Below are 24,902 nucleotides of genomic sequence, written 5' to 3'. Positions count from 1 at the left end.
ACAGAGCACCCGACACCGCCACACTCAACTTTAGAGTGTGTATGTGGTTTCCTGTTACTGATGGCTCTATCAATTAATTTCATTTAAGTTAGGGACACCATGTTTAACCTGCACGTAAAAGGTAAAGATGGCGAGCGCTTTTTGCTCTTACCAGGGTTAGGTACCTCCACACCAATCACAGGCGGGCCAACCGCTCAAGAAGCCAAAGCTATTTTAGATAACTTTGATGCCGCTGCCAGAAAGAAAATCTACGAAGGTTTTTTTGGGCCCGGCAAGCCTATCGACCCGTTTGTTGAGCAAAAACAATTCCCTACCGGTAATGGTGTTTCTCGTCCCTCATTCAATCCTACCGCCCGAGCCGAAGATATTAATATCCATGTTGTTCGCTTGGGTATTGAAGATCGCATGGGTAAAGCACTATTTCTGGCATTTTTAAGTAAACGTATCGTTGTTAATGCGGCGCCACTTAATAATTACGAAAACGAAGAACGCAGTGCGAATTTAAAGGTGCAAATTCGCCAAGCCCTGCAAAAAATCATTGCCGAAGAAAAACGCGAAGCGGCAGCGATAGAAGCTAAACTCAGCAAACAGGGCTGGTGGGAGAAAACAAAAACTTATTCTGGTGCATTAGGTGACGGCCTATACGAAGCGGGCAAAGGTTTAGCTATATGGGCTAAGGATGTTGCCGAGGTTGCCGCCTATGTAAACCCAGTCCGTCAGGCCGTGGTGATTACAGGGTCATTAATTGAGCAAGGCGAACTCAGCTGGGAATCTCTCGAAAAAGCCAATAACACCTATCTTACTGGGGCAAAAAAAGAAATCGTCGATGTATTGGGGTTTGATCCTTCTGCGTTGACTGCCGAACAGTTCGATATGGCACTTGAAGTTGCCACGCTTATTTATAACGATTCCGGCTTGCGCAGTATTTTCTATAAATTTGCCAAAGACTACGCGGCTGCCCAGCATTCGCTTGAATTAACCGAAATGGCCGGTGGCGGCGTCTTTGAAATCATTCTCACCGTAGTTTTAGCGGCAGTAACCGCAGGTGCCGGGGCGGTAGCTTCTTTGGGCAGCAAAGTTCGCTACATGAAGAACTTCCAAAAAGTGGGTGATTTGGTGATGGACTACGTAAAAGTAATCCAGCGCCGCAAAAAGCTAGAGCAAGAAGCCAATGCCAAAGTCAACAAGGGCACGCTTTCTGATTTAACCACATCCGAGACCGTCGAGACCGATGCGCCTAAGAAGGCCTCCGGTGACGGCAGTAGCAAGGCTGATGAGTCTTCTAACCAAGCAGACGACGGAAAGTCTGGCGAAACGGATACCAAAACCTGCTCGCCAGATGCTGCCAATACCTGCACCAACGGTGAACCCATTAGCATGGTCACCGGCGAAGAGCTGTTGCAACAACAAGACTTCGTTTTACGTGGCCCCATTCCGCTGGCTTGGACGCGGACCTACCGCACCACCAACCCTCGCAACCGCACTCTGGGTTTCGGTTGGGGACATCCTGCTTGCGAAAATCTGTTTGAACTCGACGATAAACGCATTCGCTTTACCACCGGCGAAGGGCTTTACGTGGTTATTCCAAGACCTAAACTGGGCGAGACCACACACAACAAAGCCGAAGGCTTGCGTTTAACGCGCTTCGAAAACGGCTACCTGCTGCAAAAGAAAGGTCATCCACAAAAATTCTTCGAAGGCATTGGTTCGCGTAAAAAAATCAGCCGCTGGGTGGATACCCTTGGCAACGCCTTGACCTTCAACTACGACAGCGATCTGCGTCGTAAACTGATTTCAATCTCGTCAACAACTGGCCAACAATTAGCGTTTACCTACAACGGTCAAGGCTTAATCACCGCCATTGATCTGGTGTCTTCATCTCAAGAATCAGAATCTACAGAGACATCACGAACTCTCGTTCGCTATCAGTACGATGAGCACGGTGATTTGATAGCCATTGTGGACGGTAACGACCACGCGGAAAAGTTCGAATACACCAACCACATTGTTACCAAGCGCACCCTAAAAACCGGTTTTAGTTTTTACTTTGAATGGGACAAGTTTGCTCCCGATGCCAAATGTACCCGCCAGTGGGGTGATAAAGGTCGTTACGACTATCGCTTTGAATGGGACGACGCCAATAAGCGCTCCAAAGCCATCGACAGCAATGGCAATGTGCTGCAATACGAATACAACGATCGCGGCCAAATCACCCAAGAAACCAACCCCGAAGGTGGCGTTACCCGCAACGCCTACGATGCCTACGGCCGGCTGATTCACACCCGCAATCCCAACGGCGACGCTACTCAATATCGATACGACGACAACGGTAACCTCATTGAAACCGTTGATGCCTTGGGCAATACCCAAAAGCTCACCTACAACGAAAACGATCAAGTTATAAAGCTGGTTGTTAACGATCAAATTGTCTTCCACCGCAGCTACAGTGACAATGGTTTATTGATCGAACAGCAAGACGCCGAAGGCAACAAAACCGAATACCAATACGACCAACGTGGCTTCCCAACCAAGATCATTCGTCACGGCTTTGATGGCGAATCCATCAGCCAAGAACTCCGCTGGAACGCTCTCGGTCAACTGATCCAAGAAACCAAACCCGACGGCAGCGAAGTCAGCTACAACTACGATAACCTCGGTAACATCACCCGCGTTGCAGCACCTTTAGGCACTCAACAATACCGCTACGACGATAACGGCAACGTCATTCTCGCCATCGACCACACCGGTGGTGTGACCCGTTTCGCCTACAACGAAAACAACCAGCTTACCCGTTACACCGATGTCAGCGGTAGAAGTACCGAATACCACTATGATGGCCTTGCTCAGGTGGTTAAAAAAGTACTGCCCAACGGTGCCGAACTGCATTACGAATACGACAAAGAACGCAATCTTACCGGCCTGATTAACGAAAACGGCGAACGCTACCAGCTGGAATACGACGGCAACGAACGCCTTACCAAAGAAATTGGCTTTGATGGCCGCGTACAAGCCTATCAATACGATGCCGCTGGATTCTTAGTCGCGCACATCGAAGGCGACCACAACAACAGTCATCAAGCCAAGCTCAACACCACCCAATTTAAACGCGATGCGTTGGGTCGCTTACTTGAAAAACTCAGTCCCGATGGCGAAGTAACCACCTTTGCCTACGATAAGCATGGTCGTTTAGCCCAAGCCAACAACGCCTCGCAACAACTGCGTTTCCATTACAACGCCAGCGGCCGTTTGATTGAAGAACACCAAGGCGAACAGGTTTTACGCCATAGCTACAACAGTTTAGGTTTACGCACCCAAACCGTACTGCCCAGTGGCGATACCCTAAAGTATCGGTTTAATAACATTGGTCAATTACAGTCGGCCTCATTTAACGACCAACTGATTACTAAGCTAAAACACAATAATTTAGGCCAAATTGCCGAGCGTAAACAAGGCGAACTCACCAGCGAATACGACTACGACGCCATGGGCCGCTTGTCGGAACATCGCGTACTCAGCCAAGCGCAAAAACACGCCGTTATCCAGCGCAACTATCGTTACACCCAGGCGGGTAATCTAGAGAGTATCGACGACCTCAACAAAGGCAGCACCCAATACTTTTACGATGCGCTTGATCGCTTAAAACAAGTCGAAGGCTTTGTTAACGAACAATTCGACTTCGATCCAGCCAACAACCTTATCCAGCAGAGCGAACAACCCAAAGCTGAGCAGGCTCAACAAAATCCAAATCAAGCCACAGAAAGTGCCCAAGAATTTGCAAACAACAACGTCGTATCTCTGGATAAAGCCCGAGAACAAAAAGCGGAAAAACAAGCTAAAGGCAACCGCCTCGCCTTCCAAGGTGATAGACACTTCACCTACGACTCACGCGGTAACTTAATCAAAGAAGCGAGAGGCAAAAACGGCAAGTTAGTCACAAGCTTTACCTACAACGCCCAAAACCAATTAATCGAAATTGACAACTGCGGTACTAAAACCCGGTACCAATACGACGCCTTAGGCCGCAGAATCAAAAAAATCAGTGCAGACACAGAAACTCAATTTCTGTGGAATGGCGATGTACTATTAAGCGAAACCCAGTATGGGAAGAACGCAGAACAAAAAGAATTATTAAACGCAAAAATCTACGTCTTTGAGCCCAACAGCTTCAAACCATTAGCGCAAATCCAAAACAAAGAGATTTATCACTACCACCTAGATCACCTAGGTACACCACAAGAACTTACCGCCAACGACGGCAGCATCGTATGGAGCGCCCAATACAAAACCTACGGTAACCTCGCCTTAAAAACCGTAGAAACAATCGAAAACAATATACGGTTCCAAGGCCAATACTTCGACCAAGAAACAGGCTTACACTACAACCGCCACAGATACTACAACCCCAACACTGGGCAATTTACCCAACAAGACCCCGTTGGGTTATTGGGAGGATTAAATAACTACCAATATGCGCCGAATCCGATTGGGTGGATTGATCCTTTTGGTTTGACCTGTAAGGAAGGCTTCGCATATATCTATCATTATGAGGGGCCAACTAGCCCTCATTTCACAATTGTTACCGAATTTGATGGAAAAAAGTTTGGTACAGAGCAGATAGGAAGTGAAGGAGAAAGAACTCTAGATATGGAGTTCAACCCTCTTGACGCAGAAATGCCTCTTCTTGCCGTATATAAAGTAAAATTAGCTGACGCTGAAGCATCTCAAAAATATCAACGCGACCTGGTGGATCAAGGTTATGGCGCTTTGGATCGTGCTGGCTATGATCCTGATAGGCTTGATACACCTATGTATTGCGTGGAAACACAAAGCTGCTTGACTCATGTTTTTGATGTATTGAATGCCGGAGGTAAACCAGCTCCGAAAACCTCACCTGTAGGCTTATCTACAAGAAGATACATGAAAAGTATCGAAAAGGAATCTAAATCTTATGACTCGAAAGGTTAGTTGATATGGCTCAATGGTTGTGTAGACAGCACGGTAAAATAAACCATATTCCTGCGTGTATTCATATAAAGCAAAGTGTTTGTGATCTGAAGTTATTAGAGTTTAGATTAGTGCTGGAAGAGCTGTCACAGGTAGGCACGAGTTATATTACTTACCTTCTATGTAAAGACTGTGCTGAAAAGATAGGTATGCAAAATAAAGCCACTATCTATTTCGATCCGCAACTTCGAAAGTTTGAACAAGATGAGGATTTTGATGAAGAGGAAGCGATATATGAGGGTATTTTCGATCAGCTTGATGAAGGATTGGTTTCGATTTGTGAAAAATGCTTATTAGATATTTTTCCTGAATTTTTTTCGGTATTAGATGAATATAAAAAAGGTGTGGTAGAGGTACCGAAAAAACAAGGTTGAGTGCTGACAAAGGAAAGTAGCATGCTATTCAATTACTAATTTCTTCAATGAAGTAAAATGGGAAAAAAATATAACATAACAACAAATATGAAAAGGTGATAATTACGGTATTAAAACCGAATACCGATACGACGCCATGGGCCGCTCGTCGGAACATCGCGTACTTAGCCAAGCGCAAAAACACGCCGTTATCCAGCGCAACTATCGCTACCCGCAAGCGGGTAATTTAGAGAGTATCGACGACCTTAACAAAGGCAGCACCCAATACTTTTACGACGCGCTTGATCGCCTAAAACAAGTCGAAGGCTTTGTGAACGAACAATTCGACTTCGATCCGGCGAATAACCTTATCCAACAAAGCGAACAGCCCAAAGCTGAGCAAGCTCAACAAAACCCAAATCGAGCCAAAGAAAACTCCAATCAAACCACAGAAAGTGCTCAAGAATTTGCAAACAGCAACGTTGTTTCACTCGATAAAGCCCGCGAACAAAAAGCCGAAAACCAAACCAAAGGCAACCGCCTCGCCTTTCAAGGTGACAGACACTTCACCTACGACCAACGCGGAAATTTAATCAAAGAGGCGAGAGGCAAAAACGGCAAGTTAGTCACAAGCTTTACCTACAACGCCCAAAACCAATTAATCGAAATTGATCATTGCGGTACTAAAACCCGATACCAATACGACGCCTTAGGTCGCAGAACCAAAAAAATCAGTGTAGATACAGAAACCCAATTTCTGTGGAATGGCGACGTACTGTTAAGCGAAACCCAGTATGAGAAGAACGCAGAACAAAAAGAATTATTAAACGCAAAAATCTACGTCTTTGAGCCCAACAGCTTCAAACCGCTGGCGCAAATCCAAAACAACGAAATCTACCATTACCACCTAGATCACCTAGGCACACCCCAAGAACTGACCGCCAACGACGACAGCATCGTATGGAGCGTCCAATACAAAACCTACGGTAACCTCGCTTTAAAAACCGTAGAAACAATCGAAAACAACCTACGCTTCCAAGGCCAATACTTCGACCAAGAAACCGGCTTACACTACAACCGCCACAGATACTACAACCCCAACACTGGGCAATTTACCCAACAAGACCCGATTGGGTTATTGGGAGGATTAAATAACTATCAGTACGCACCTAATCCGGTTGGGTGGATTGATCCGTTTGGGTTGACTGCGGAAAAAGAAGATCCAAATAGACAAGCTAATGCTATTGTAGCCGTAACACCTGATGACATAGCTCAAGCTATCAAATCTATTGAAGCTAAAGGGTTATTTTTTGGTCAAGACTATGTCTACATAAAAGGCTCCAACAAAAATGTGAGTAAGCATAGCGGAGCAATACAAGAAAAAATTCGAGACCTTAATGATCCTAACGCTTCCCTGAATTATCCAATGATTGCAGCAGATAATGTAATTGTTGAAGGTCACCACACTATGGTCGCCATGGAGCTGACGGGCCATTTAGATAACGAATTAATTTCAGGTATAAAACACGAAACAAAATTAATGTTGGAGGAGGATGGTACAGATCCAACCAAATGGAATCACGGGGCAACTAAGACACCATCTTCAGATGTGAGAATATTAGATGAAAATGGAGAGTTGGTTAGGAAGGTAGGTAACAACACTGAGCCAGAGGTTGTTGCAAAGAGTGTAACTCAGACTAGCGTAGACGATAAACTCGCGAAATATCTCTTAAATAAAGATCACCCTGTTGGCGGTAGTAAGGCGAAATGGTTTGATGAGGCACTAGGGTTTGGTCAAGGAAATGCCAATGATTTGGCCAAGCAGATTGTATTTAACGAAAAGTCCGCTGTTAAAGGAGCGTTAACACAGCATGGGCAGAAGTTTGACCAAATCATCCCTATAACCGGAGCTAATGGGCGAGTGATCGATGTCAAGTTTAGCTGGATACGAAATAATGACGGTGCAGTAAGGCTCGTTACAGGTATACCAACGAAGAAATAATTATGTTCAATGAGTATGATGTTGTAATTGCCAAAGTAGATCTTTCAGAAAAAGTCAGGTCTGGCTGTCTTGGTACAGTATTGTTGTGTTTTGATGGTGATGACTACGAAGTAGAGTTTGTTGATAGTCAGAAAGATACGCTGGAAGTGTTAACTGTTTCTGGCAGTAATTTAGTACTTCAGTCTGAATTTGAATCTAGTCGTCCTTGATGCTAAAGCCCGCACTCGCGGGCTTTTCTTTATGGCAAATCCTTAGCTGCAAAGTTCTGCCGCTGATGGATCACGGCCAGCACGTAGCGGTTGTCACCTTTGACTTCGTACATGATCCGATAGGAATAAATGTGCAGTTCTTGCACCTCAGGTTTATTTACTTCAGGCACCATCTTGCCAATGTTAGGGAAGCGGTCGAGGATGTTGGTTTTTTCTCGGATCTCCTGGGCGACCTTTTTGGCGTAGTGCTTGGAATCCTCAGCTATAAAATCATGGATGTGTTTTAAGTCTGCCCGGGCAGGCTTTGTTGCAAAGGGGCCAAAACCTGCTAAGAACTTCAAGCCTTTGACCAACCCTGCACAGAAACCGAAGGTTCCAGACGGGTATGAAGCTGTTCCTGGCACTAAGGGAGGAACCGTTTACAGAAAACCAGGCACTGAAGGAAATGCGAATACTATTCGCGTGATACCACCAACTAAACAATACCCGAACGGGTATTGGCGGCAATATAACTCTCACGGGCAACCGATTAACCCATCTACTGGGAAACCTGGCCTTAAACACGAAACTCATATTGAATTACCACCTAGTTGAAGGTTTTCACATGTACGGTATAGACAAAGCGGTTAATTTTAAATTTATGATCGGTAAAGAGTTGTTACAACTTTGTATCGGCCTTTATCAATTAATATTGAATTTTACAGACCAACTTATTATTTCCGCAGAGTGTGTGTTTCGTCTTGAGTATCCTGATGGTTCTGTAATTGAGATTTCATGTGATAGCCCTGAGCACACAGGGCACTTGGCCTGTTTGCTTGGCAGAACTATTGAAACCATTCAAACTGAAGTTAATGGTGAACTAAATTTGGTTTTCTCTGATGGCTTTCAGTTATCTATTATTGATAGTAACGAAGATGAAGAGTCTTTTACTGTTACGATGGGTGACCATGAAATAGTTGTGTAATTTAATGTTCCAAACAGTAAATTGTTTGGAAGGTAGTTAAATGAAACAGTTGAGTTAGAAGCTAACCATCAAATTAATACACTATCGAAGAATCAACTGAAAAAGCTGGCCGCTACATCGAGAGCCGGAGTTGCTGAGTTGGGAATTAAAAGCAGAAGGTTTGAAAATCTTCAAGCTAAAATCCCAGAATTTCCTGGGCTACAAGTAGATGGGAAAAACTTCACGATTGTTGATAAGGATGTATTTATGTCTGAAGTAAGAGTTATGTTTGGGCAATCAAATAATCCTTTAAACCCTATGACAGAGAAATTAATTCTCAATCACATTGGCTCCAAATCATCATTCCCCACTACGGCAGGTATTCCAGGATTACATGCAGAGGTTCAGGCTGCGAATGATGTGTTTAATCAAATTGCAAGAAAGGGAATTGATGTAAATACTTTTGATCTAAGCAAAGTACAGGTTTCGACGTTTAGATTGGCCCCAGATAAAACTGGTGGTCAAGGTCTGGCCTTCGACGCTTGTAGTAACTGTGGAAGTATTCTGTCGCCTCCTATTAATATTTTGACTGGGAGGAAGTACTAATGCTCAGAGTAAAAGCTAGCAAACTGAGTTATCTAGATGATGTGGCTAATTATAAGGGGGCACTGTTTACTGGTATTGCATATTTTATATCAGGCGGTGTGATTGCAAAGGTATCTCGATTCAATGAGGGTGAAGAGGTTGGAAGTTATGTATGTGAATTTCTGCCTGATGCCGTACCGTTGATATCTATTGATACTGATTTATTAGAATCAGAAGACGATCTGGAGCCTTATCTTTACCATGATAAGGCATTTACGGGCTTAGCTTATGACTTTGATGGTGATAAGTGTGTTGGTGAAGCTTTATATAGAGATGGTATTCTTTGTTATGAGGCTTCTTGGTACGATACTGGACAAATTGCCACTTTGGAAATTCTTGATGAAAATCTATATCAAAATGTTTGGTGGAATAAGGATGGAAGTTATCAGTATGTAAAAATATCTGAAAAGAATTCTTTTAAACTGGATGTTAGATTTAATGAAGATAGGTTGATTACGAGCGTAAGAATTGAGGGTGATTATTTCTCTCGTGTGCCTTTTTTGAAGGAGAAAATAAGAGTTCGGTTTTTAGAGAGGCGCTCTGATATTTGTAATTTAGAGTTGGCTTCTTATTTATATCTGGCTGGGTCTGGAGTGGATGACCAATTTTTAGATGCCTTAGAAACGACGAAAGGATTTGGCGGGCTTAAAAAGCTCCATGTTAATAGTTCTGAGTTGAAGGGTCAGAGACTTATTGATTTGGTTGATCAGAATGATTTGCAAGAACTTCTTATAGATGACGACGCTAATAAATTATCAGAGGCAGCAGGAGAGGTTAAGAATAAATATCCAATGTGTTATATAGAGTACAATAGAGTCGTATTAGCATAAAGGCTTAAGGCTTTGCGAACAGCTTGATCGGCTTGCCGAGTTGTTTCCGGTAGGCGGTATTTAGGCGCAAGCTTTAATACCCATCCACACGCTGTTGTTAACGAAATTCGATGGCCAATGGATATATAAACTGGGTTGATACTGGTCTTAGTTCTTAGCACGTTGCCAATTACTTCATCGTTATCAACAAGGGGGGCAAACGCGCCTCTTGTTGTTTCTGGTTCTTGATACTCCCCGAGTAATCGTGTTTTACCACAGTCAATAGTTGGCACATCAAAAATCACTCCCAAATGACAGTCAAGCCCAAAACGCCGTGGATGGGCAAGGCCCTGCCCATCACAGACAACTAAATCCGGTGTGTATTGAAGCTTTGCAAACGCTTTAATTAATGGCGGTAATTCCCGAAATGGAAATAGCCCCGGTATATAGGGGAAGCTTTCAATGTCTTAGGCGGTTGATGTTTCAATAATCTCCAATGTCTCGGCGTTAAGTATAACGACAGCAGCAACTAGTCTATCGTTGTCCTTCTGGTAGGCGACATCAACGCCAGCAACCAGCTTTACTTCATTAATTTGGTCTGTCTTTACAACTTTAGCTGCTAGCTCTTGTTGCAGGTTTAAAGCTTCTTCGTCGGATAAAGTCCAAGGGTGATGAATGATAGGTTCCACTGCTATTTGCTTGAGCTTACTGAAAGACTAATGGCCGTACGTTTCAAAATCACGCCTACGATAATCGATTGAATGAAGTGCCGATCTTCTTCTGACATCTGGCCCACAGTCTCAACATAAACGGCGTGAATTTGGTGAGTCGGTATCTCCATTGCTTAGCCTCTGCTAACATCTAATCAACATCTATAGTCCAAATATTCAGTCTAGATAGTTCTTCTATTAAGTCGTGTGCTGTTTTTTTTGATTGAAATTCAAAGAGCGTATTTTTTTCATCAAAGAACTGTATGGTTGGTGGGGACGATAAAAGAGCTCTGTGTCCTACATATATTTTATCTGGTAGATTGTAGTTGGTATCCATTTCGTCAAAGCGGATACTGTTTTTTTCTTCCGCGTTATTTGTATAATCTATCCCGTGTTCGCTAATACATAATATATTCGCCAGCTGGTCTTCGCCGAAAAAAACGTCCGCCTTTCCTGACGGTGAATGAGACAGCGCAGGTCTACGCAGTTTCGATAATATTAAATTTTTCGATTTTTTATTCATGGTAAATTAATTTTTCGAATTTGGGTAATTGATAATAAAATGATTCCGATATTAATATGGTCTTTAATGACTTCATTTATTGTCACTTAAATATAATTGTAACAATAATATAAAACTGATTTTATTGTTATTGAAGCTCACAATATAGGATATTCACCTAATATAAAAGAACGCCCTAAAAACCGGTATTCGCTATTACTTTGGGTGGGACAAATTTGCTCCCGATGCAAAATATACCCACCAATGGGACAATAAAGGCCGCTACGATTATCGTTTTGAATGGGACGACGTCAAAAGCACTCTAAATCTATCGACAGCAATGGCAATGTACTGCAATACGAATATAGCGATCGCGGTCAACTGATTCAAGAAGCCAAACCCGACGGCAGCGAATTCAGCTACGACGATAACGGCAACATCACTCTCGCCATCGACCACACCGGCGGTGTGACCCGTTTCGCCTACAACGAAAACAACCAGCTTACTCGCTATACCGATGTCAGCGGCCGCACTACCGAATACCACTCAATACGCCGCCGCTGGATTCTTAGTCGCGCACATCGAAGGCGACCACAACAACAGCCATCAAGCCAAGCTCAACACCACCCAATTTAAACGCGATGCGTTGGGTCGCTTACTTGAAAAATTCAGTCCCGATGGCGAAGTAACCACCTTTGCCTACGATAAGCATGGTCGTCTAGCTCAGGCCAACAATGCCTCCCAACAACTGCGTTTCCACTACAACGCCAGCGGTCGTTTGATTGAAGAACACCAAGGCGAACAGGTTTTACGCCATAGCTACAACAGTTTAGGTTTGCGCACCCAAACCACACTGCCCAGTGGCGATACCCTAAAGTATCGGTTTAATAACATTGGTCAATTACAGTCGGCCTCGTTTAACGACCAACTGATTACCCAACTAAAACACAACAAATTAGGCCAAATTGCCGAACGCAAACAAGGCGAACTCACCAGCGAATACGACTACGACGCCATGGGCCGCTTGTCGGAACATCGCGTACTCAGCCAAGCGCAAAAACACGCCGTTATCCAGCGCAACTATCGCTACACCCAAGCGGGTAATCTAGAGAGTATCGACGACCTTAACAAAGGCAGCACTCAATACTTTTACGACGCGCTTGATCGCCTAAAACAAGTCGAAGGCTTTGTGAACGAACAATTCGACTTCGATCCGGCCAACAACCTTATTCAGCAAAGCGAACAGCCTAAAGCCGAGCAAGCTCAACAAAATCCAAATCAAACTACAGAAAATTCTCAAGAATTTGCAAATAGCAACATTGTTTCACTCGATAAAGCCCGCGAACAAAAAGCGGAACAACAAACCAAAGGCAACCGCCTTGCCTTCCAAGGTGACAGACACTTCACCTACGACCAACGCGGAAATTTAATCAAAGAAGCGAGAGGCAAAAACGGCAAACTCATCACTGAATTCCGTTACAACGCGCAAAACCAATTAATCGAAATTGATCATTGCGGTACTAAAACCCAATACCAATACGACGCCTTAGGCCGCAGAATCAAAAAAATCAGTGCAGACACAGAAACCCAATTTCTGTGGAATGGCGACGTACTGTTAAGCGAAACCCAACGCTTAAAAACCATAGAAAAAGACGAATCAAAAAGTACAGAAAAAACAGCAGTCGCAAAAATCTACGTCTTTGAGCCCAACAGCTTCAAACCGTTAGCGCAAATCCAAAACAACGAAATCTACCATTACCATCTCGATCACCTAGGCACGCCACAAGAACTCACCAACAATCGTGGCGACATTGTATGGAGCGCCCAATACAAAACCTACGGCAACCTCGCCCTAAAAACCGTAGAAATAATCGAAAACAACCTACGCTTCCAAGGACAATACTTCGACCAAGAAACAGGACTGCACTACAACCGCCACAGATACTACAACCCCAATACCGGACAATTTACCCAACAAGACCCGATTGGCTTATTGGGTGGGTTGAATAATTATCAGTATGCGAACAACCCAATACAGTGGGTTGATCCATTTGGGTTGGCGTGTAAGGAAAAGCTATTACCGAGGTTTAAGACTCAACATGATGCGGCTAGGCATGCATCTACACAAGTTTTGAAAAAATCAATATCAGAAGACATTGAATATGGAGGAATGATATACAGAAATAATGACGGTACTTTTGGTTACACTGGCCCGATTAAAGATGAGGAAGGATCTGTTGACCCTGGAGGGACTGAAAGTGTTCCAGAGGGTACATCTGTTGTTGCCTATTGGCATACACATGGTGCAGATAATCCAGACTATGACAATGAAAATTTTTCAAATTACTATGATGAAGAATATGAGGAATGGGTCGGCGATATACCATATTATGATTATTTTAAAATTGATGGGTATGTTGCAACACCAAAAGGCCAATTCAAGCATTATGACCATATCTCTAAAAAAGTAACTACGTTAAGTGGGTTTAGCTTGTGAAGCTATTTTGGGGCATTCTAATGGTTTTTTTAATAATAAACAGTAGGTTCTCAATGGCTAATAACGTTGATTTAGAAAAATTAGATGAGCAGAAAGTTAGAACAAAAATACATGGAGAGTATTTATTAGTATGGAATAAGGTTATGGAACATCTTGACAATTCTGATTCAAAGTTGAAACTAAGCGAGTATCTGATTGTATTCGATGAAACTGAAGATAATTATATAGTTACATTTACCCGTCCTTTTAAAAAACCTATTTTAGGAGGTGGAGTTGGGGAAGTCATAATTAATAAAGATACTTTTGAAATCATAAAATTTAAATTAACCCGTTAGTTGCGATGATGCAAAAAATAAAAAGGAAGGATAAAAGCTAGGTTTGAAAGCGTATCCATAAAATAAAGTAGATTTCTAATCTCACTGGTTTAATCAACGAAAATGGTGAACGTTACAGATTAGAATACGACTGCAACGAACGCTTGGTGCGAGAAGTCGATTTTGATGACCGGAGACTGTAACCAATTCTGTGTAACCACCCTAAATATATTGTAAGCGCCAATCCAACCACACTCTACACAGCCCCCAATAAAGAAGCTAACCTCTCAAACCAATTAATCTTGGAGGTTACCCATGGTCCAACGCCCTCGTCAGCAAGCAAACATAAAAGGACATCCATAATGTTGACTTTCAGCACCGCAAACAGGCTAACATGCAGACGACTCAACAGCAGTAGATGGCTCTATCAATTAATTTCATTTAAGTTAGGGACACCATGCTTCTCCTAAAAGGTAAAGATGGCGAGCGCTATGCGCTCTGACAAGGCTGAGCTCCTAAAATCTACGAAGATTTCTTTGGCCCAGGTAAGCCAATCGGCCATTTGAATGGGACGACGCCAATAAGCGCTCCAAAGCCATCGACAGCAATGGCAATGTGCTGCAATACGAATACAACGATCGCGGCCAAATCACCCAAGAAACTAACCCCGAAGGTGGCGTTACCCGCAACGCCTACGATGCCTACGGCCGGCTGATTCACACTCGCAACCTGCTCCAGGATATTTTGCTGAAGATAATTGTTATCTGGGGTGAAAGGGAAATAAGTAAGTGTCTCCGCTTTTATTAGCAATGGAATGCAGGCCTCCATACCACACCCATCTACTTTGCAAAAATGCACGCTGAGAGGCCACCGCTCTGCACAGGATAGATAAGTCTAATATTGTAGCCCATTCGTGAAACACCTCAGTACTATGCCGCTGCATTCTTAGTCGCGTCATTTGGTGCGAGAAAATACTGTGTCACAGCTACAACAAGTTTAGGTTTACGCACCCAAACCGTACTGCCCAGTGGCGATACCCTAAAGTATCGGTTTAATAACATTGGTCAATTACAGTCGGCCTCGTTTAACGACCAACTGATTACCAAACTAAAACACAACAAATTAGGCCAAATTGCCGAGCGTAAACAAGGCGCACTCACCAGCGAATACGACTACGACGCCATGGGTCGTTTGTCGGAACATCGCGTACTCAGCCAAGCGCAAAAACACGCCGTTATCCAGCGCAACTATCGTTACACCCAAGCAGGCAATTTAGAGAGTATCGACGACCTTAACAAAGGCAGCACCCAATACTTTTACGACGCGCTTGAGCGCCTAAAACAAGTCGAAGGCTTTGTGAACGAACAATTCGACTTCGATCCGGCGAATAACCTTATCCAGCAAAGCGAACAACCGAAAGCCGAGCAAGCGCAACAAAACCCAAATCGAGCCAAAGAAAACTCCAATCAAACCACAGAAAGTGCTCAAGAATTTGCAAACAGCAACATTGTTTCACTCGATAAAGCTCGCGAACAAAAAGCCAAAAAACAAACCAAAGGCAATCGTCTAGCCTTCCAAGGTGATAGACACTTCACCTACGACTCACGTGGAAATTTAATCAAAGAAGCGAGAGGCAAAAACGGCAAACTCATCACTGAATTCCGTTACAACGCGCAAAACCAATTAATCGAAATTGATCATTGCGGTACTAAAACCCAATACCAATACGACGCCTTAGGCCGCAGAACCAAAAAAATCAGTGCAGACACAGAAACCCAATTTCTGTGGAATGGCGACGTACTGTTAAGCGAAACCCAGTATGGGAAGAACGCAGAACAAAAAGAATTATTAAACGCAAAAATCTACGTCTTTGAGCCCAACAGCTTCAAACCACTGGCGCAAATCCAAAACGACGAAATCTACCATTACCATCTCGATCACCTAGGCACACCACAAGAACTTACCGCCAACGACGGCAGCATCGTATGGAGCGCCCAATACAAAACCTACGGTAACCTCGCTTTAAAAACCGTAGAAACAATCGAAAACAACCTACGCTTCCAAGGACAATACTTCGACCAAGAGACCGGCTTACACTACAACCGCCACAGATACTACAACCCCAACACTGGGCAATTTACCCAACAAGACCCGATTGGATTATTGGGTGGGATTAATAATTACCAATATGTTCCTAATCCAATCACGTGGGTTGATCCGTTTGGTTTAAGTTGTAAAGAGGGGAAAAATCGTCAATTACCGTTAACTCCAGAGAGTGCGCCAAAAAGAGTAGACTTCTCTAATCTAAACCCTGCATTTATGGAGTTGTGGAAGAAAAGCTTTCCGAAAGGAATAAGCCAAGAGCACGGAGGAACTTTAGTTTCAATTAAGGGGAAAATACAATTAATTAATAAAGGTGCGGGGGATCGAGGAAGTTTTTCCTCTGACTTAAATGTTCCTGATGACACCCAGGCTGTTGGGATTTTTCACACACACCCTTACGATGAAACTGAAGGTGGACACACGGGCATATCTCTCAGTGGTGGTGATGCCGCATATTTAATTAATCAAAACCACGTTTTCATGATAGCGCAAAGTGGTCAAGAACAGTTTATGTATATAAGGACACAAGGCACTCCGAATTCTGTAGATGCAGTTAAATTAAACGATCAACAGAATGAACGCATGTACGAGCTAATGGATGAAGGATATTCATTTAAGGACGCGAGTAGGATTGCAGCTGAGGAAACTGCGAAAAAGTATAAGTTAGCTTATTATGAGGGGAGTGGTGGAAAATTTGTCAAAACTGATTGGTAGCTTAATCATTTTGGTGTTAATTAGTTCAATGAGCTATAAATTACAGGCCAAAGAATGCCACAATAATGAACCAAAAATATTTGATCAAAAAAGGCTGAATATGCTCGAAAAGGTAAAGAAAAAACTTTATTTGGCGAGAGAAAATATTATTTCCGAATGCTTTGATATGTCCATTAAACTGTCTAAAGAAGGGATTGATGTATTGGGAAAAAACTACCTTTCAGATGGAATGATTGATGATACTGGAATGAAGTTTTCCCTTGCCCGTATAGAAGAAAAGAAAAATAATCTAAAATTGGCTGCGACCATATATAGTGGTGTTTTAGAAAGTCGTATTAATCAACTTCAAATTAGGCTAGGCAATGGAAATTGTAATTATAATTTGAGGTATTGAGCTTCGAAATGTGAATAATCGAAGTTTGCCGAGAGCTTCAAAGTGTTCACAAGCAACAGGGATTAGCATGATAAGTGATTGGGATCTTGTGTAGAGGTACTACTACTGCTTCAAACGGCATTGGATATTCTGCTTAAGGAGCGAGAAATCCTTAATTGTGTATACAGTGATGAGTCTGCTCCGGGGTATTGTGTAGAAGAAAGTTATTTTATTGATCTGTTAGATATAACCTGACTTCAAGTTTGAAGTGCGACAAAATAGTTAATGTTCATTAAACACTTCCTCTGGGGTTTTATATCGTAAACATTTTCGTGGTCGTTGGTTGAGTTGCTTGGCAATATAATTACATTGGTGTTGTGTTACGGATTCCATACTTTGGTTTTTGGGTAAATATTGCCGGATTAACCCGTTAGTGTTTTCGCTTAAGCCGCGCTCCCAAGAATGGTAAGGGGTGGCAAAGTAAAAGGTCACACCACTGAGTTCTTCAATCGCTTGGTACTGATGGAATTCGGTACCATTATCAGCAGTAATTGTTTTGAATCGAGAAGCATTTTGCAGAATCAACTTCAAAACTCTTTGATTCAATTCTTTAGTCGATTTGTTGGGCAATTTGCCAATCAAAAGGTATTTCGATTTACGTTCAACCAGAGTTACGATGCAATGCTTACTGCCTTTACCAAAAACTGTATCGATTTCCCAGTGACCAAAAAACCGTTTATTTTCAACGCTTAAGGGGCGTTCAGAAATAGACTTTTTGTTCGTTAATCGGCCACGGCTGTCATAAGCGTTATACCGTTTACGGCGTTTCTTAGATGATTGTCTCAGGAGTTGCCATAAGGTACCTCCGTTACGTTTATCTTCCCAAATGTATTGATAAATGGTTTCGTAACTTATAGAGCGCTTCAATAATCAAAGAAGCGAGATCGGATAAATCGTATCTCGGCAATTTACTGGCTATCAACTGCCTCAATCGCATAAAAAAGCGAAAGGCTGTATTGGGGGGTACTCCAAGCATTTTAGCCGCCGCCCTAGCAGTTGCTCCAACGACAAAATATTCAATAAGTCTACTTTGTTGTCTAGGTGTTAACCGGCTTTTTCTTGTATACATGAGCTTTAAACTAGCCTCTATGGCTGCTCTTAGCTACTTCAGCCCCAAATTTAAAATCAAAAAAATATAGTGATTTTATTTTTAATTCAGATCTTTAGATTTGGATATTTGTAAGCGAAGAGGAGGATTTTACGAAATTTATGGGCGAAGCCTACGAAGATACGTTGCAATCGATTTTATTCATTTATCTGAGTTTAAATGGTAAAGCTCCAGAGGCGATTATTTACGCCTTTTAATGATGTTTATACTACTTGTTGTTATTTCATAAAAATTAGATGCGCCATCTCTATCCTGCTTCAGTGTAAAAGCAATAATAAGTTATATTGTTCTAATGAATTGCCATCATAAAGTATAACTATGTCGATATCTGATTAACTCGTCCCTGTTTTAATCAGAGGTCGAGTAAATCGGGGTTTTCTATAAATAGCCGAAATTATGGTGAACTCCTTCACTGAAATATAAATCTTCTTCCCTCAATAAAAGTTATACCTACACGAAATGATTTGGATCAATTGTTACGAATTGTTTTAAAGGCACACTGATCATAGTTACATAAATAATGAAAATAAAAGTAAGGATTTTATCTTTAAGAGTTTTTGATTAATGTCGTCCTGATTTAATCAGAGCTTCTTTTATATTAAGTAATAAAAAATAGATAAAACCACTTTTTTAAATTTTTGTTAGAAAAATTAATTGTGATGCCATTAAGCAGTAGGTGAGTTCATGAATACGAAAGTGTACCGATTAATAGCCGTTTTGGGTTTGATGTCTAACATAGATGTTGCATTGGCTGAGGAGCCTATTCAACCGATAGCTCCGGTTAAAGAAATTAATTTAGCGCAGGTTGAGCTAGGTAAAAAATTGTATTTTGATCCTCGGTTGTCAAAGTCTGGGTTTATTTCTTGTAATTCTTGCCATAATTTAAGTATGGGTGGTACGGATAATCTAAAAACATCCATTGGTGATCATTGGCAACGAGGTCCTATTAATGCGCCTACGGTTTTAAATTCGAGTTTAAACGTAGCGCAATTTTGGGACGGGCGAGCAGACAGTCTTAAAGCGCAAGCAGGTGGCCCCATTGCAAATCCCGGCGAAATGGGTTTTACCCACCAATTAGCTGTTGATGTGCTTGCGTCTATTCCACAGTATCGAATCGAATTTAATCAAGTATTTGGTACCGATACCATCACTATCGATCACGTAACTACCGCTATTGCAGAGTTTGAGAAAACCTTAGTCACGCCGAATTCGCGTTTTGACCAATGGCTTTTGGGTAATCAGGATGCGCTCACCTCTAAAGAATTATCGGGCTATCAATTATTTAAAAGCAGTGGTTGTATAGCTTGTCATAATGGTGAAGGCGTTGGCGGAAACTCGTTCCAAGTGATGGGAATTGTTGAACCCTATCAGGCAAAAAGTCCGGCGGAAGGATTAATTGCGGTTACCGGTAAAGACGCCGATCGTTTTAGATTTAAAGTGCCTACCCTACGTAATGTTGAAATGACTTATCCGTATTTCCACGATGGTGAAGCGGAAACTTTAACAGAAGCCGTGGATGTAATGGGGCGGTTACAGCTGGGTAAAAAATTTACCGATCAAGAAAATGCCCAAATTGTAGCATTCTTAAAAACGCTTACCGGTGATCAACCTAAATTCCAACTACCTATTTTGCCACCGTCTACGGAAAATACTTTGCAGCCACGCCCTTTTGAATAATAACCAGTAGGAACTTCTATTAATTCAGACATTTTCGGAACAAAAACTTACCGATTTTAAACGCCGTAAGTGATTTAAGCTCAGAAGAGATCTAAATTTTTATTTCTAGTTAATTCAAAATTGTCTTTACACAGATGACCTGTAGAAGCCTCTGATTAATTCGTTCGAGATTTAATCAGAGGGCAAAGGTTGAAAGTACGATTGTCTAATTGTTCGTAATTTCAACCATTTAAAGCTCTTAAAATCAAGGCTATATTCTGGCATCGCAAGAAATACGAGCTTCACCCGAATTTTCCATAAATTATAAGTGGATTTAATAGATCTTGCTGATATTGGTCTACACTCATAAGACAGTCACGATGTTAAGTGGAAGTGTAAGAATAAAACGTTAACTGTCTGAGAATTTTTATGAATAACAACGATGCCGCTTTAGTTAATGATTACATGAATAATTTTAGTAAAGAGGTTGAAGGATGGTTTTTTCCTATTGATATGTTGTTGTTTGCATTACTGAATGAATGGCAGCAGACCGTTTCGGTGCAAGGCAATATTGCTGAGATTGGGGTTTATAAAGGTAAGTCTCTGATTTTGCTGGCACTCTTAGCTCGTGAAGGTGAAACCATTTATGCAATGGATTTATTCGAAGACGATTTGTTGCCTGCTGCCAAAAATGCAGTATCTAGATTTGTGCCGAATAAAAAGCAAGAACAAATACTCTATTTTAAGGAAGATTCTGCTAACTATACTCTGGATTATTTGAGAGAGAATTTCCCTACGCCTTTAAGGTTTTTGCATATAGATGCCGGCCATGAACATCACGAGGTCTTGCACACATTAACGCTATTATCGCCTTTGGTCACCGATGCCGGAGTAATTATGATGGATGACTATCAGGACAGAGAATTTCCAGGTGTAGGATCCGCGGTTCTGGAGTTTTGTTACGGGGATAAAAGAAGTAATTTTGTCCCATTTTTGGTGGGTGCCAACAAAATGTACTTGGCTAATCCCTATATCGCCAAACAAATTCAAAAATATTTATTGCAACACAATTTATTATTGGATAAATGTCGTTTAACCAGAACTCACGACGATCCTGTATTAATTGCATTGAGTAAATTGCCGCAATTGTCTGATAAATTAATTCGTCAATTAAATCACTACGATCTATCAACCATTGATACCGCGAAAATAGATTTTTTAGCGAAAAAAGCCAGTGTTCTTGGTCAGCAGAAAATTTCTTAGAAATAAGTAATATTGATAAAAGAGGTTTATGTACAAATCAGACCGCAAATAATGAATCTACGGTCTGATTCGATGTTTGTAAATAATTAGGCGAATTGGGTAGAGAGTGTAGACTTACGACGACTACTCTCTGATCTTAGCAGTAACAAACCCACTAACAAAAACGCAACAATCGATCCGCTTTTAGCGTTTAATTCGGGAACAGCCACTGGTGGCCTTGTTACTGTCGGTAGATCGGGCGAATTAATTGCTAAGAAAATAAAGGAATCCCCACTACCAAATAATCCTGCATCGGCTATGGAGATTTCCAATGTATGGGTCGAGCTTGTTGAATCGAAAAGAACTTGGGAGAAGCTAATCAGGTCGCTAAAGCCATCTGCTTCAGTGGCGAAACCACCATCAAGACCAGTACCTATGGCGGCGTCTTCATTTAAGTTTGAATTAAATAAATTTGCTAAATCACCTTGTCGGTTGATCCTATCAACGGATAAAGCATCACCAAAGAAATTTCCACCATCGATTGATATAACCGCTAAATCATTGGGTTCACTAAATCCCTGACCGTTAAAAAATTGGTACTCATCGGACGCGAACACAACATCAATATCGATCGTTGGAAAGAAAAATTCGCCGGCAGTATCAATATTATCAATTTCAAAGTTAAAGCTTAAGGTCACGCCATCGGATGAGCTTCTACCGCTAACGTTTGAGACTAGGTCCGATCCAGCATTTCCGAAATTAGTACTGATTCGATTACTAGTATTCGTTGTACTTACAGCGTCAAACACCGAGCCGGTAGACAAAACAATGCCAGAACTTAAACCGAGATCATCTAAAAATGAATTACCGTTGGTAGAAAAAATACCGCTTTGTAAGCTGTCACCAATATAACTAACGTTAGAAATTGATACAGCGCCTAGGCTGTTGGTGAATAGATTTGCAGCAAGTTGTTCTGCACTGGCCGACGCGTTTAAATTAATGATATTCGCTTGCGCGCCAATCGAGCCTGTAACTCCTAAACCTAGCAACGCCGCAGTTAGTAGTGGTTTTGATTTCATTGTAATGCCTCCCTAATGTCCTTGAATGTTGGTTATTAAACCGTAGGCATGGAGAAATGCATAATAATCAAAAAAACTATGAATATTTTTTAATAGACGATTATCTAAATGTTAATAACGATAACGTATAAAAATTAGATCTGTTGATCAATGATTCGTCGAAATGGAAGAAATTGTAGTAGTCATAGAACTTATACGAAACAATTCTACGATTGATTAGAATGTAAATTAGCAAAGCTATTTAATATAGATCAACCTTTATTGTAATGAATTTTTATCTTCCCTAATATGTAAATTATCTCTAAGAACCTCTGATTAATTCTTCTGCGATTTAATCAGAGGTAGAAGGTCTACAATATTAGCCAGTATCGCATCAGTGAATGTTCAGTTTGCAAACACATCATTGCAGCTTGTATAACTTGAGATCAATTATCTCTCTAGGCCTTAAAATGCGAACTTACCAAAAAGCTGGAAGCGTCTTAATTCTAGGTCTTCGTCTAAGCCATTAAATTGTGTACGTTTTTTCTCGGCGCGAATAATCTCGGCTCCAAAAGTTAGTGGCTTGTATGGGTTGTAGACTAGGTTGATGTGGAAGGAACTGAAATCACCCATATCGTCGCCGTCTAAATCGTTTTCGGTTTTTGCGTATCGTACAGTAGAGCGTAGGGTTGGTGTAAATACGTGTTGATAGGCGAGCTTGTAGCCGGTTTGTTCAGAGAGTTCGATTTCGTTATTAACGATACCAAAAGAGGCTTGGTCGCCAAAGTTTAAGTAACGGCCAAGACCTTCACCGCTAATTACGGCAAATTTCAAATTGTCTTTACCCAGATTAATGCGGCCAGAAACACGCCCTGCAAAAGCATTTTTTGCTTCGTCAATCTCTTCAGCGTCATCGTTAATTTGTTGATACAAGGCGCCCACGGCGATGTGACCAAAATTACCTCGCCAGGTGTATTTTGCTACTAGGTCTGGAAGTTTTGGATCGGGAGAGTTTAATGGTTCTTCGGCGGCAATTTCTAAAGTGTCTTTTGCAAAATGAAAGGTATAGCGAATTTGTGATTGTCTTACGAATACACGTGCAGCCGGGCCACCAAAGTCTGCGGTTTCAGCAAGAGCGCCAAGATCCATAAAGGTTGACCAAGTTTGGCCGAGGGTTAGATTGTCTTGGGTAAAATAGGCGTGTCGTAAATTAAAGATATTTTGGTTTGCGCCAGAATAAAAATCACCTTCAATTACCGCCGATAAATCACCTACCGGTGTACCTAGGCTTTTGTGCGTAAATTTAATTCGCGATTCAAAAGCAGATAATGTTAGGTCGTCTTCTTCGTCTTCGGGTTCGTTTTGATTCAGCGTTAATAATGCTTGTTCTCGTAAACCGCCAGCGCCATCGTTTTCGGATGAAAAAATTGCGTCGAGTTTAATGTAGCCGTTAATTTCGTTGGTAGAAACAATTTCTGCCTGGCTGACCGAGGTGCAACCGGCAAGAATTAAGGTCGTTGCAGTTCTGGTTAGAAAGGTAGGTTTATTATTATTGAACATGAGTATTCCTCTCTATCGTAATCGTTATGGTTTTTAAGAGTGGTTTTTTATCGTTAAGGAAGCTTTCCGATGACAATAATTTATCTCTCTGCCATAACAATGGCCTACCGTAAGATGGTAGGTGTTGAGAAAAATTATGGAATTATTTCCCTATTAAATTATTTACGCTTGGTGTTTAAAAAATAAAATATGGGATATAAAAATATTCCTACCGTAAATTGGTAGGAGAAGAAATTAATTTTTGTTTAATGACAGGGTTGTGTAATTCGTGCTGGTGTCACAGTTTTACGATAGCGGTTGTTATCGCAATAGGAATGGAGGTAGTATTCTGCGGCAATAAAAATAACTACTAAGAACTTCTGATTAGCTCTTGCTGATGTAGTCAGGGTTTGCGACAACCAAATAATAACAACTAGGGCATGTTATGTACGATATCGTTATTGCAGATGATCATCCTTTATTTAGGCGAGCGCTTACCGAAGCGTTAGCAGAAACCCGATTTGAGCACCGAGTGACCGAGTGCGAAACCTTTAATCAAACCTACGAGTGTCTGCGAGCCAATAGACCCGACTTACTGCTGTTAGATCTTAAAATGCCGGGCGAAAGTGGTTTATTTGGATTAATGCACATTCGTGCAGAATTTCCAGAAGTTGCCGTCGCTGTTGTTAGTGCCAGTGAAGACAGTCAAATTATACATTCTGTTCGTCAAGCCGGTACCTTGGGATTTATTCCTAAATCCAGCCGAATTGAAGAGCTGGTGACGGCCTTAGAAACGGTATTACAAGGGAATCTGAGTTATCCCAGTTATACCGATTACGCCAATAACGCGGTAGCCAACAAACTTGCCTCCTTAACGCCTCAACAATTAAGAGTTCTACAATTGATTGCCGACGGCGCGCTCAATAAGCAAATTGGCTACACACTGAATATTAAAGAGACCACCGTTAAATCGCACATTAGTGATATTTTTCGTAAGCTCGATATCTATAATCGCACTCAGGCTGCATTGTTGGTTCAGCAACTCGAAATTCCCGATTGAT

At 41.8% G+C, this 24,902-nt stretch carries 20 protein-coding genes and 2 pseudogenes; 15 read left to right on the top strand and 7 right to left on the bottom strand.

Going from position 1 to position 24,902, the window contains the following annotated elements; genetic code table 11:
* Nucleotides 1-99 precede the first annotated feature (99 nt).
* The 4 genes from ACYQ2C_RS08750 to ACYQ2C_RS08735 all read left to right on the top strand — a co-directional run bounded on the left by ACYQ2C_RS08750 (nt 100) and on the right by ACYQ2C_RS08735 (nt 7,568).
* A complete protein-coding gene (locus tag ACYQ2C_RS08750; RefSeq protein ID WP_460101665.1) occupies nt 100-4,965 on the top strand; it encodes an RHS repeat-associated core domain-containing protein in 4,866 nt (1,621 codons plus the stop codon).
* Between the two features lie 5 nt (nt 4,966-4,970).
* Nucleotides 4,971-5,378 carry a hypothetical protein gene (locus tag ACYQ2C_RS08745; RefSeq protein ID WP_460052796.1) on the top strand — a complete coding sequence of 136 codons (408 nt, stop codon included), beginning with the start codon at nt 4,971-4,973 and terminating at the stop codon, nt 5,376-5,378.
* Nucleotides 5,379-5,514: 136 nt separating this feature from the next.
* Complete coding sequence (locus ACYQ2C_RS08740) at nt 5,515-7,359, top strand: RHS repeat domain-containing protein (protein WP_460101663.1); 1,845 nt, start codon at nt 5,515-5,517, stop codon at nt 7,357-7,359.
* A gap of 2 nt (nt 7,360-7,361) precedes the next feature.
* Nucleotides 7,362-7,568 (top strand): DUF4926 domain-containing protein, encoded by a 207-nt coding sequence (locus ACYQ2C_RS08735; RefSeq protein WP_460101661.1) that lies wholly within the window; start codon nt 7,362-7,364, stop codon nt 7,566-7,568.
* 29 nt (nt 7,569-7,597) lie between these two features.
* On the opposite strand, the gene ACYQ2C_RS08730 is transcribed toward ACYQ2C_RS08735, so the two are convergent.
* Nucleotides 7,598-7,972: a type II toxin-antitoxin system RelE/ParE family toxin gene (locus ACYQ2C_RS08730; RefSeq protein WP_460101659.1), complete on the bottom strand. Its 375-nt coding sequence runs from the start codon at nt 7,970-7,972 to the stop codon at nt 7,598-7,600.
* A 200-nt stretch (nt 7,973-8,172) separates the two neighbouring features.
* Here ACYQ2C_RS08730 and ACYQ2C_RS08725 point away from each other — a divergent pair, with 200 nt between their 5' ends.
* The 3 genes from ACYQ2C_RS08725 to ACYQ2C_RS08715 all read left to right on the top strand — a co-directional run bounded on the left by ACYQ2C_RS08725 (nt 8,173) and on the right by ACYQ2C_RS08715 (nt 9,986).
* Nucleotides 8,173-8,532, top strand: coding sequence for a DUF6188 family protein (locus ACYQ2C_RS08725; protein WP_460101657.1), 360 nt, complete (start codon nt 8,173-8,175; stop codon nt 8,530-8,532).
* 138 nt (nt 8,533-8,670) lie between these two features.
* On the top strand, nt 8,671-9,117 hold the full coding sequence (locus ACYQ2C_RS08720; RefSeq protein ID WP_460101655.1) for a YwqJ-related putative deaminase: 447 nt from the start codon (nt 8,671-8,673) through the stop codon (nt 9,115-9,117).
* On the top strand, nt 9,117-9,986 hold the full coding sequence (locus ACYQ2C_RS08715) for a hypothetical protein (RefSeq protein ID WP_460101653.1): 870 nt from the start codon (nt 9,117-9,119) through the stop codon (nt 9,984-9,986). The genes ACYQ2C_RS08720 and ACYQ2C_RS08715 overlap by 1 nt, the downstream gene beginning before the upstream one ends.
* Here ACYQ2C_RS08715 and nfi read toward each other — a convergent pair.
* Together nfi and ACYQ2C_RS08705 are read right to left on the bottom strand one after the other, a co-directional pair.
* Nucleotides 9,953-10,654 (bottom strand): annotated as a pseudogene (nfi, locus tag ACYQ2C_RS08710) (deoxyribonuclease V). The gene ACYQ2C_RS08715 and the pseudogene nfi sit on opposite strands and share 34 nt — an antisense overlap.
* Before the next feature lie 172 nt (nt 10,655-10,826).
* Complete coding sequence (locus tag ACYQ2C_RS08705; protein WP_460101651.1) at nt 10,827-11,198, bottom strand: hypothetical protein; 372 nt, start codon at nt 11,196-11,198, stop codon at nt 10,827-10,829.
* A 279-nt stretch (nt 11,199-11,477) separates the two neighbouring features.
* On the opposite strand from ACYQ2C_RS08705, the gene ACYQ2C_RS08700 reads away from it, so the two are divergent.
* Genes ACYQ2C_RS08700 through ACYQ2C_RS08690 form a run of 3 tightly spaced genes read left to right on the top strand, consistent with a single transcriptional unit; the run spans nt 11,478 to nt 14,009 of the window.
* Nucleotides 11,478-11,813 (top strand): RHS repeat domain-containing protein, encoded by a 336-nt coding sequence (locus ACYQ2C_RS08700; RefSeq protein WP_460101649.1) that lies wholly within the window; start codon nt 11,478-11,480, stop codon nt 11,811-11,813.
* The gene (locus ACYQ2C_RS08695) at nt 11,695-13,674 is read left to right on the top strand and encodes an RHS repeat domain-containing protein (RefSeq protein ID WP_460101647.1); all 1,980 of its coding nucleotides are present in this window, start codon (nt 11,695-11,697) and stop codon (nt 13,672-13,674) included. Before ACYQ2C_RS08700 ends, ACYQ2C_RS08695 begins: the two co-directional genes overlap by 119 nt.
* 53 nt (nt 13,675-13,727) lie before the next feature.
* Complete coding sequence (locus tag ACYQ2C_RS08690; protein ID WP_460101645.1) at nt 13,728-14,009, top strand: hypothetical protein; 282 nt, start codon at nt 13,728-13,730, stop codon at nt 14,007-14,009.
* A gap of 501 nt (nt 14,010-14,510) precedes the next feature.
* On the opposite strand, the gene ACYQ2C_RS08685 is transcribed toward ACYQ2C_RS08690, so the two are convergent.
* Nucleotides 14,511-14,708 carry a hypothetical protein gene (locus tag ACYQ2C_RS08685; RefSeq protein ID WP_460101643.1) on the bottom strand — a complete coding sequence of 66 codons (198 nt, stop codon included), beginning with the start codon at nt 14,706-14,708 and terminating at the stop codon, nt 14,511-14,513.
* A gap of 462 nt (nt 14,709-15,170) precedes the next feature.
* Between ACYQ2C_RS08685 and ACYQ2C_RS08680 the strand changes: the two genes are divergently transcribed.
* Nucleotides 15,171-16,805, top strand: a complete 1,635-nt coding sequence (locus ACYQ2C_RS08680; protein ID WP_460101641.1) for an RHS repeat domain-containing protein — start codon at nt 15,171-15,173, stop codon at nt 16,803-16,805.
* Nucleotides 16,786-17,199, top strand: a complete 414-nt coding sequence (locus tag ACYQ2C_RS08675; RefSeq protein WP_460051555.1) for a hypothetical protein — start codon at nt 16,786-16,788, stop codon at nt 17,197-17,199. Before ACYQ2C_RS08680 ends, ACYQ2C_RS08675 begins: the two co-directional genes overlap by 20 nt.
* Nucleotides 17,200-17,460: 261 nt before the next feature.
* Here ACYQ2C_RS08675 and ACYQ2C_RS08670 read toward each other — a convergent pair.
* Nucleotides 17,461-18,099, bottom strand: a pseudogene (locus ACYQ2C_RS08670) (IS30 family transposase); the annotation flags it as partial.
* A gap of 931 nt (nt 18,100-19,030) precedes the next feature.
* Here ACYQ2C_RS08670 and ACYQ2C_RS08665 point away from each other — a divergent pair.
* The gene (locus ACYQ2C_RS08665; protein ID WP_460051557.1) at nt 19,031-20,023 is read left to right on the top strand and encodes a cytochrome-c peroxidase; all 993 of its coding nucleotides are present in this window, start codon (nt 19,031-19,033) and stop codon (nt 20,021-20,023) included.
* Between the two features lie 408 nt (nt 20,024-20,431).
* Nucleotides 20,432-21,265, top strand: coding sequence for a class I SAM-dependent methyltransferase (locus ACYQ2C_RS08660; RefSeq protein ID WP_460051559.1), 834 nt, complete (start codon nt 20,432-20,434; stop codon nt 21,263-21,265).
* An 86-nt stretch (nt 21,266-21,351) separates the two neighbouring features.
* On the opposite strand, the gene ACYQ2C_RS08655 is transcribed toward ACYQ2C_RS08660, so the two are convergent.
* Both ACYQ2C_RS08655 and ACYQ2C_RS08650 read right to left on the bottom strand, forming a co-directional pair.
* Nucleotides 21,352-22,323: a choice-of-anchor L domain-containing protein gene (locus ACYQ2C_RS08655; RefSeq protein WP_460101638.1), complete on the bottom strand. Its 972-nt coding sequence runs from the start codon at nt 22,321-22,323 to the stop codon at nt 21,352-21,354.
* A 444-nt stretch (nt 22,324-22,767) separates the two neighbouring features.
* Nucleotides 22,768-23,862 carry a DcaP family trimeric outer membrane transporter gene (locus ACYQ2C_RS08650; RefSeq protein ID WP_460101636.1) on the bottom strand — a complete coding sequence of 365 codons (1,095 nt, stop codon included), beginning with the start codon at nt 23,860-23,862 and terminating at the stop codon, nt 22,768-22,770.
* Between the two features lie 424 nt (nt 23,863-24,286).
* On the opposite strand from ACYQ2C_RS08650, the gene ACYQ2C_RS08645 reads away from it, so the two are divergent.
* Nucleotides 24,287-24,901, top strand: a complete 615-nt coding sequence (locus ACYQ2C_RS08645) for a response regulator transcription factor (protein WP_460051564.1) — start codon at nt 24,287-24,289, stop codon at nt 24,899-24,901.
* Nucleotide 24,902: the final 1 nt, after the last annotated feature.

This window comes from Sessilibacter sp. MAH3 (assembly GCF_054658275.1).
The sequence above is the reverse complement of the archived record's forward strand: the minus strand, read 5'-3'. Positions and strand labels throughout refer to the sequence as shown.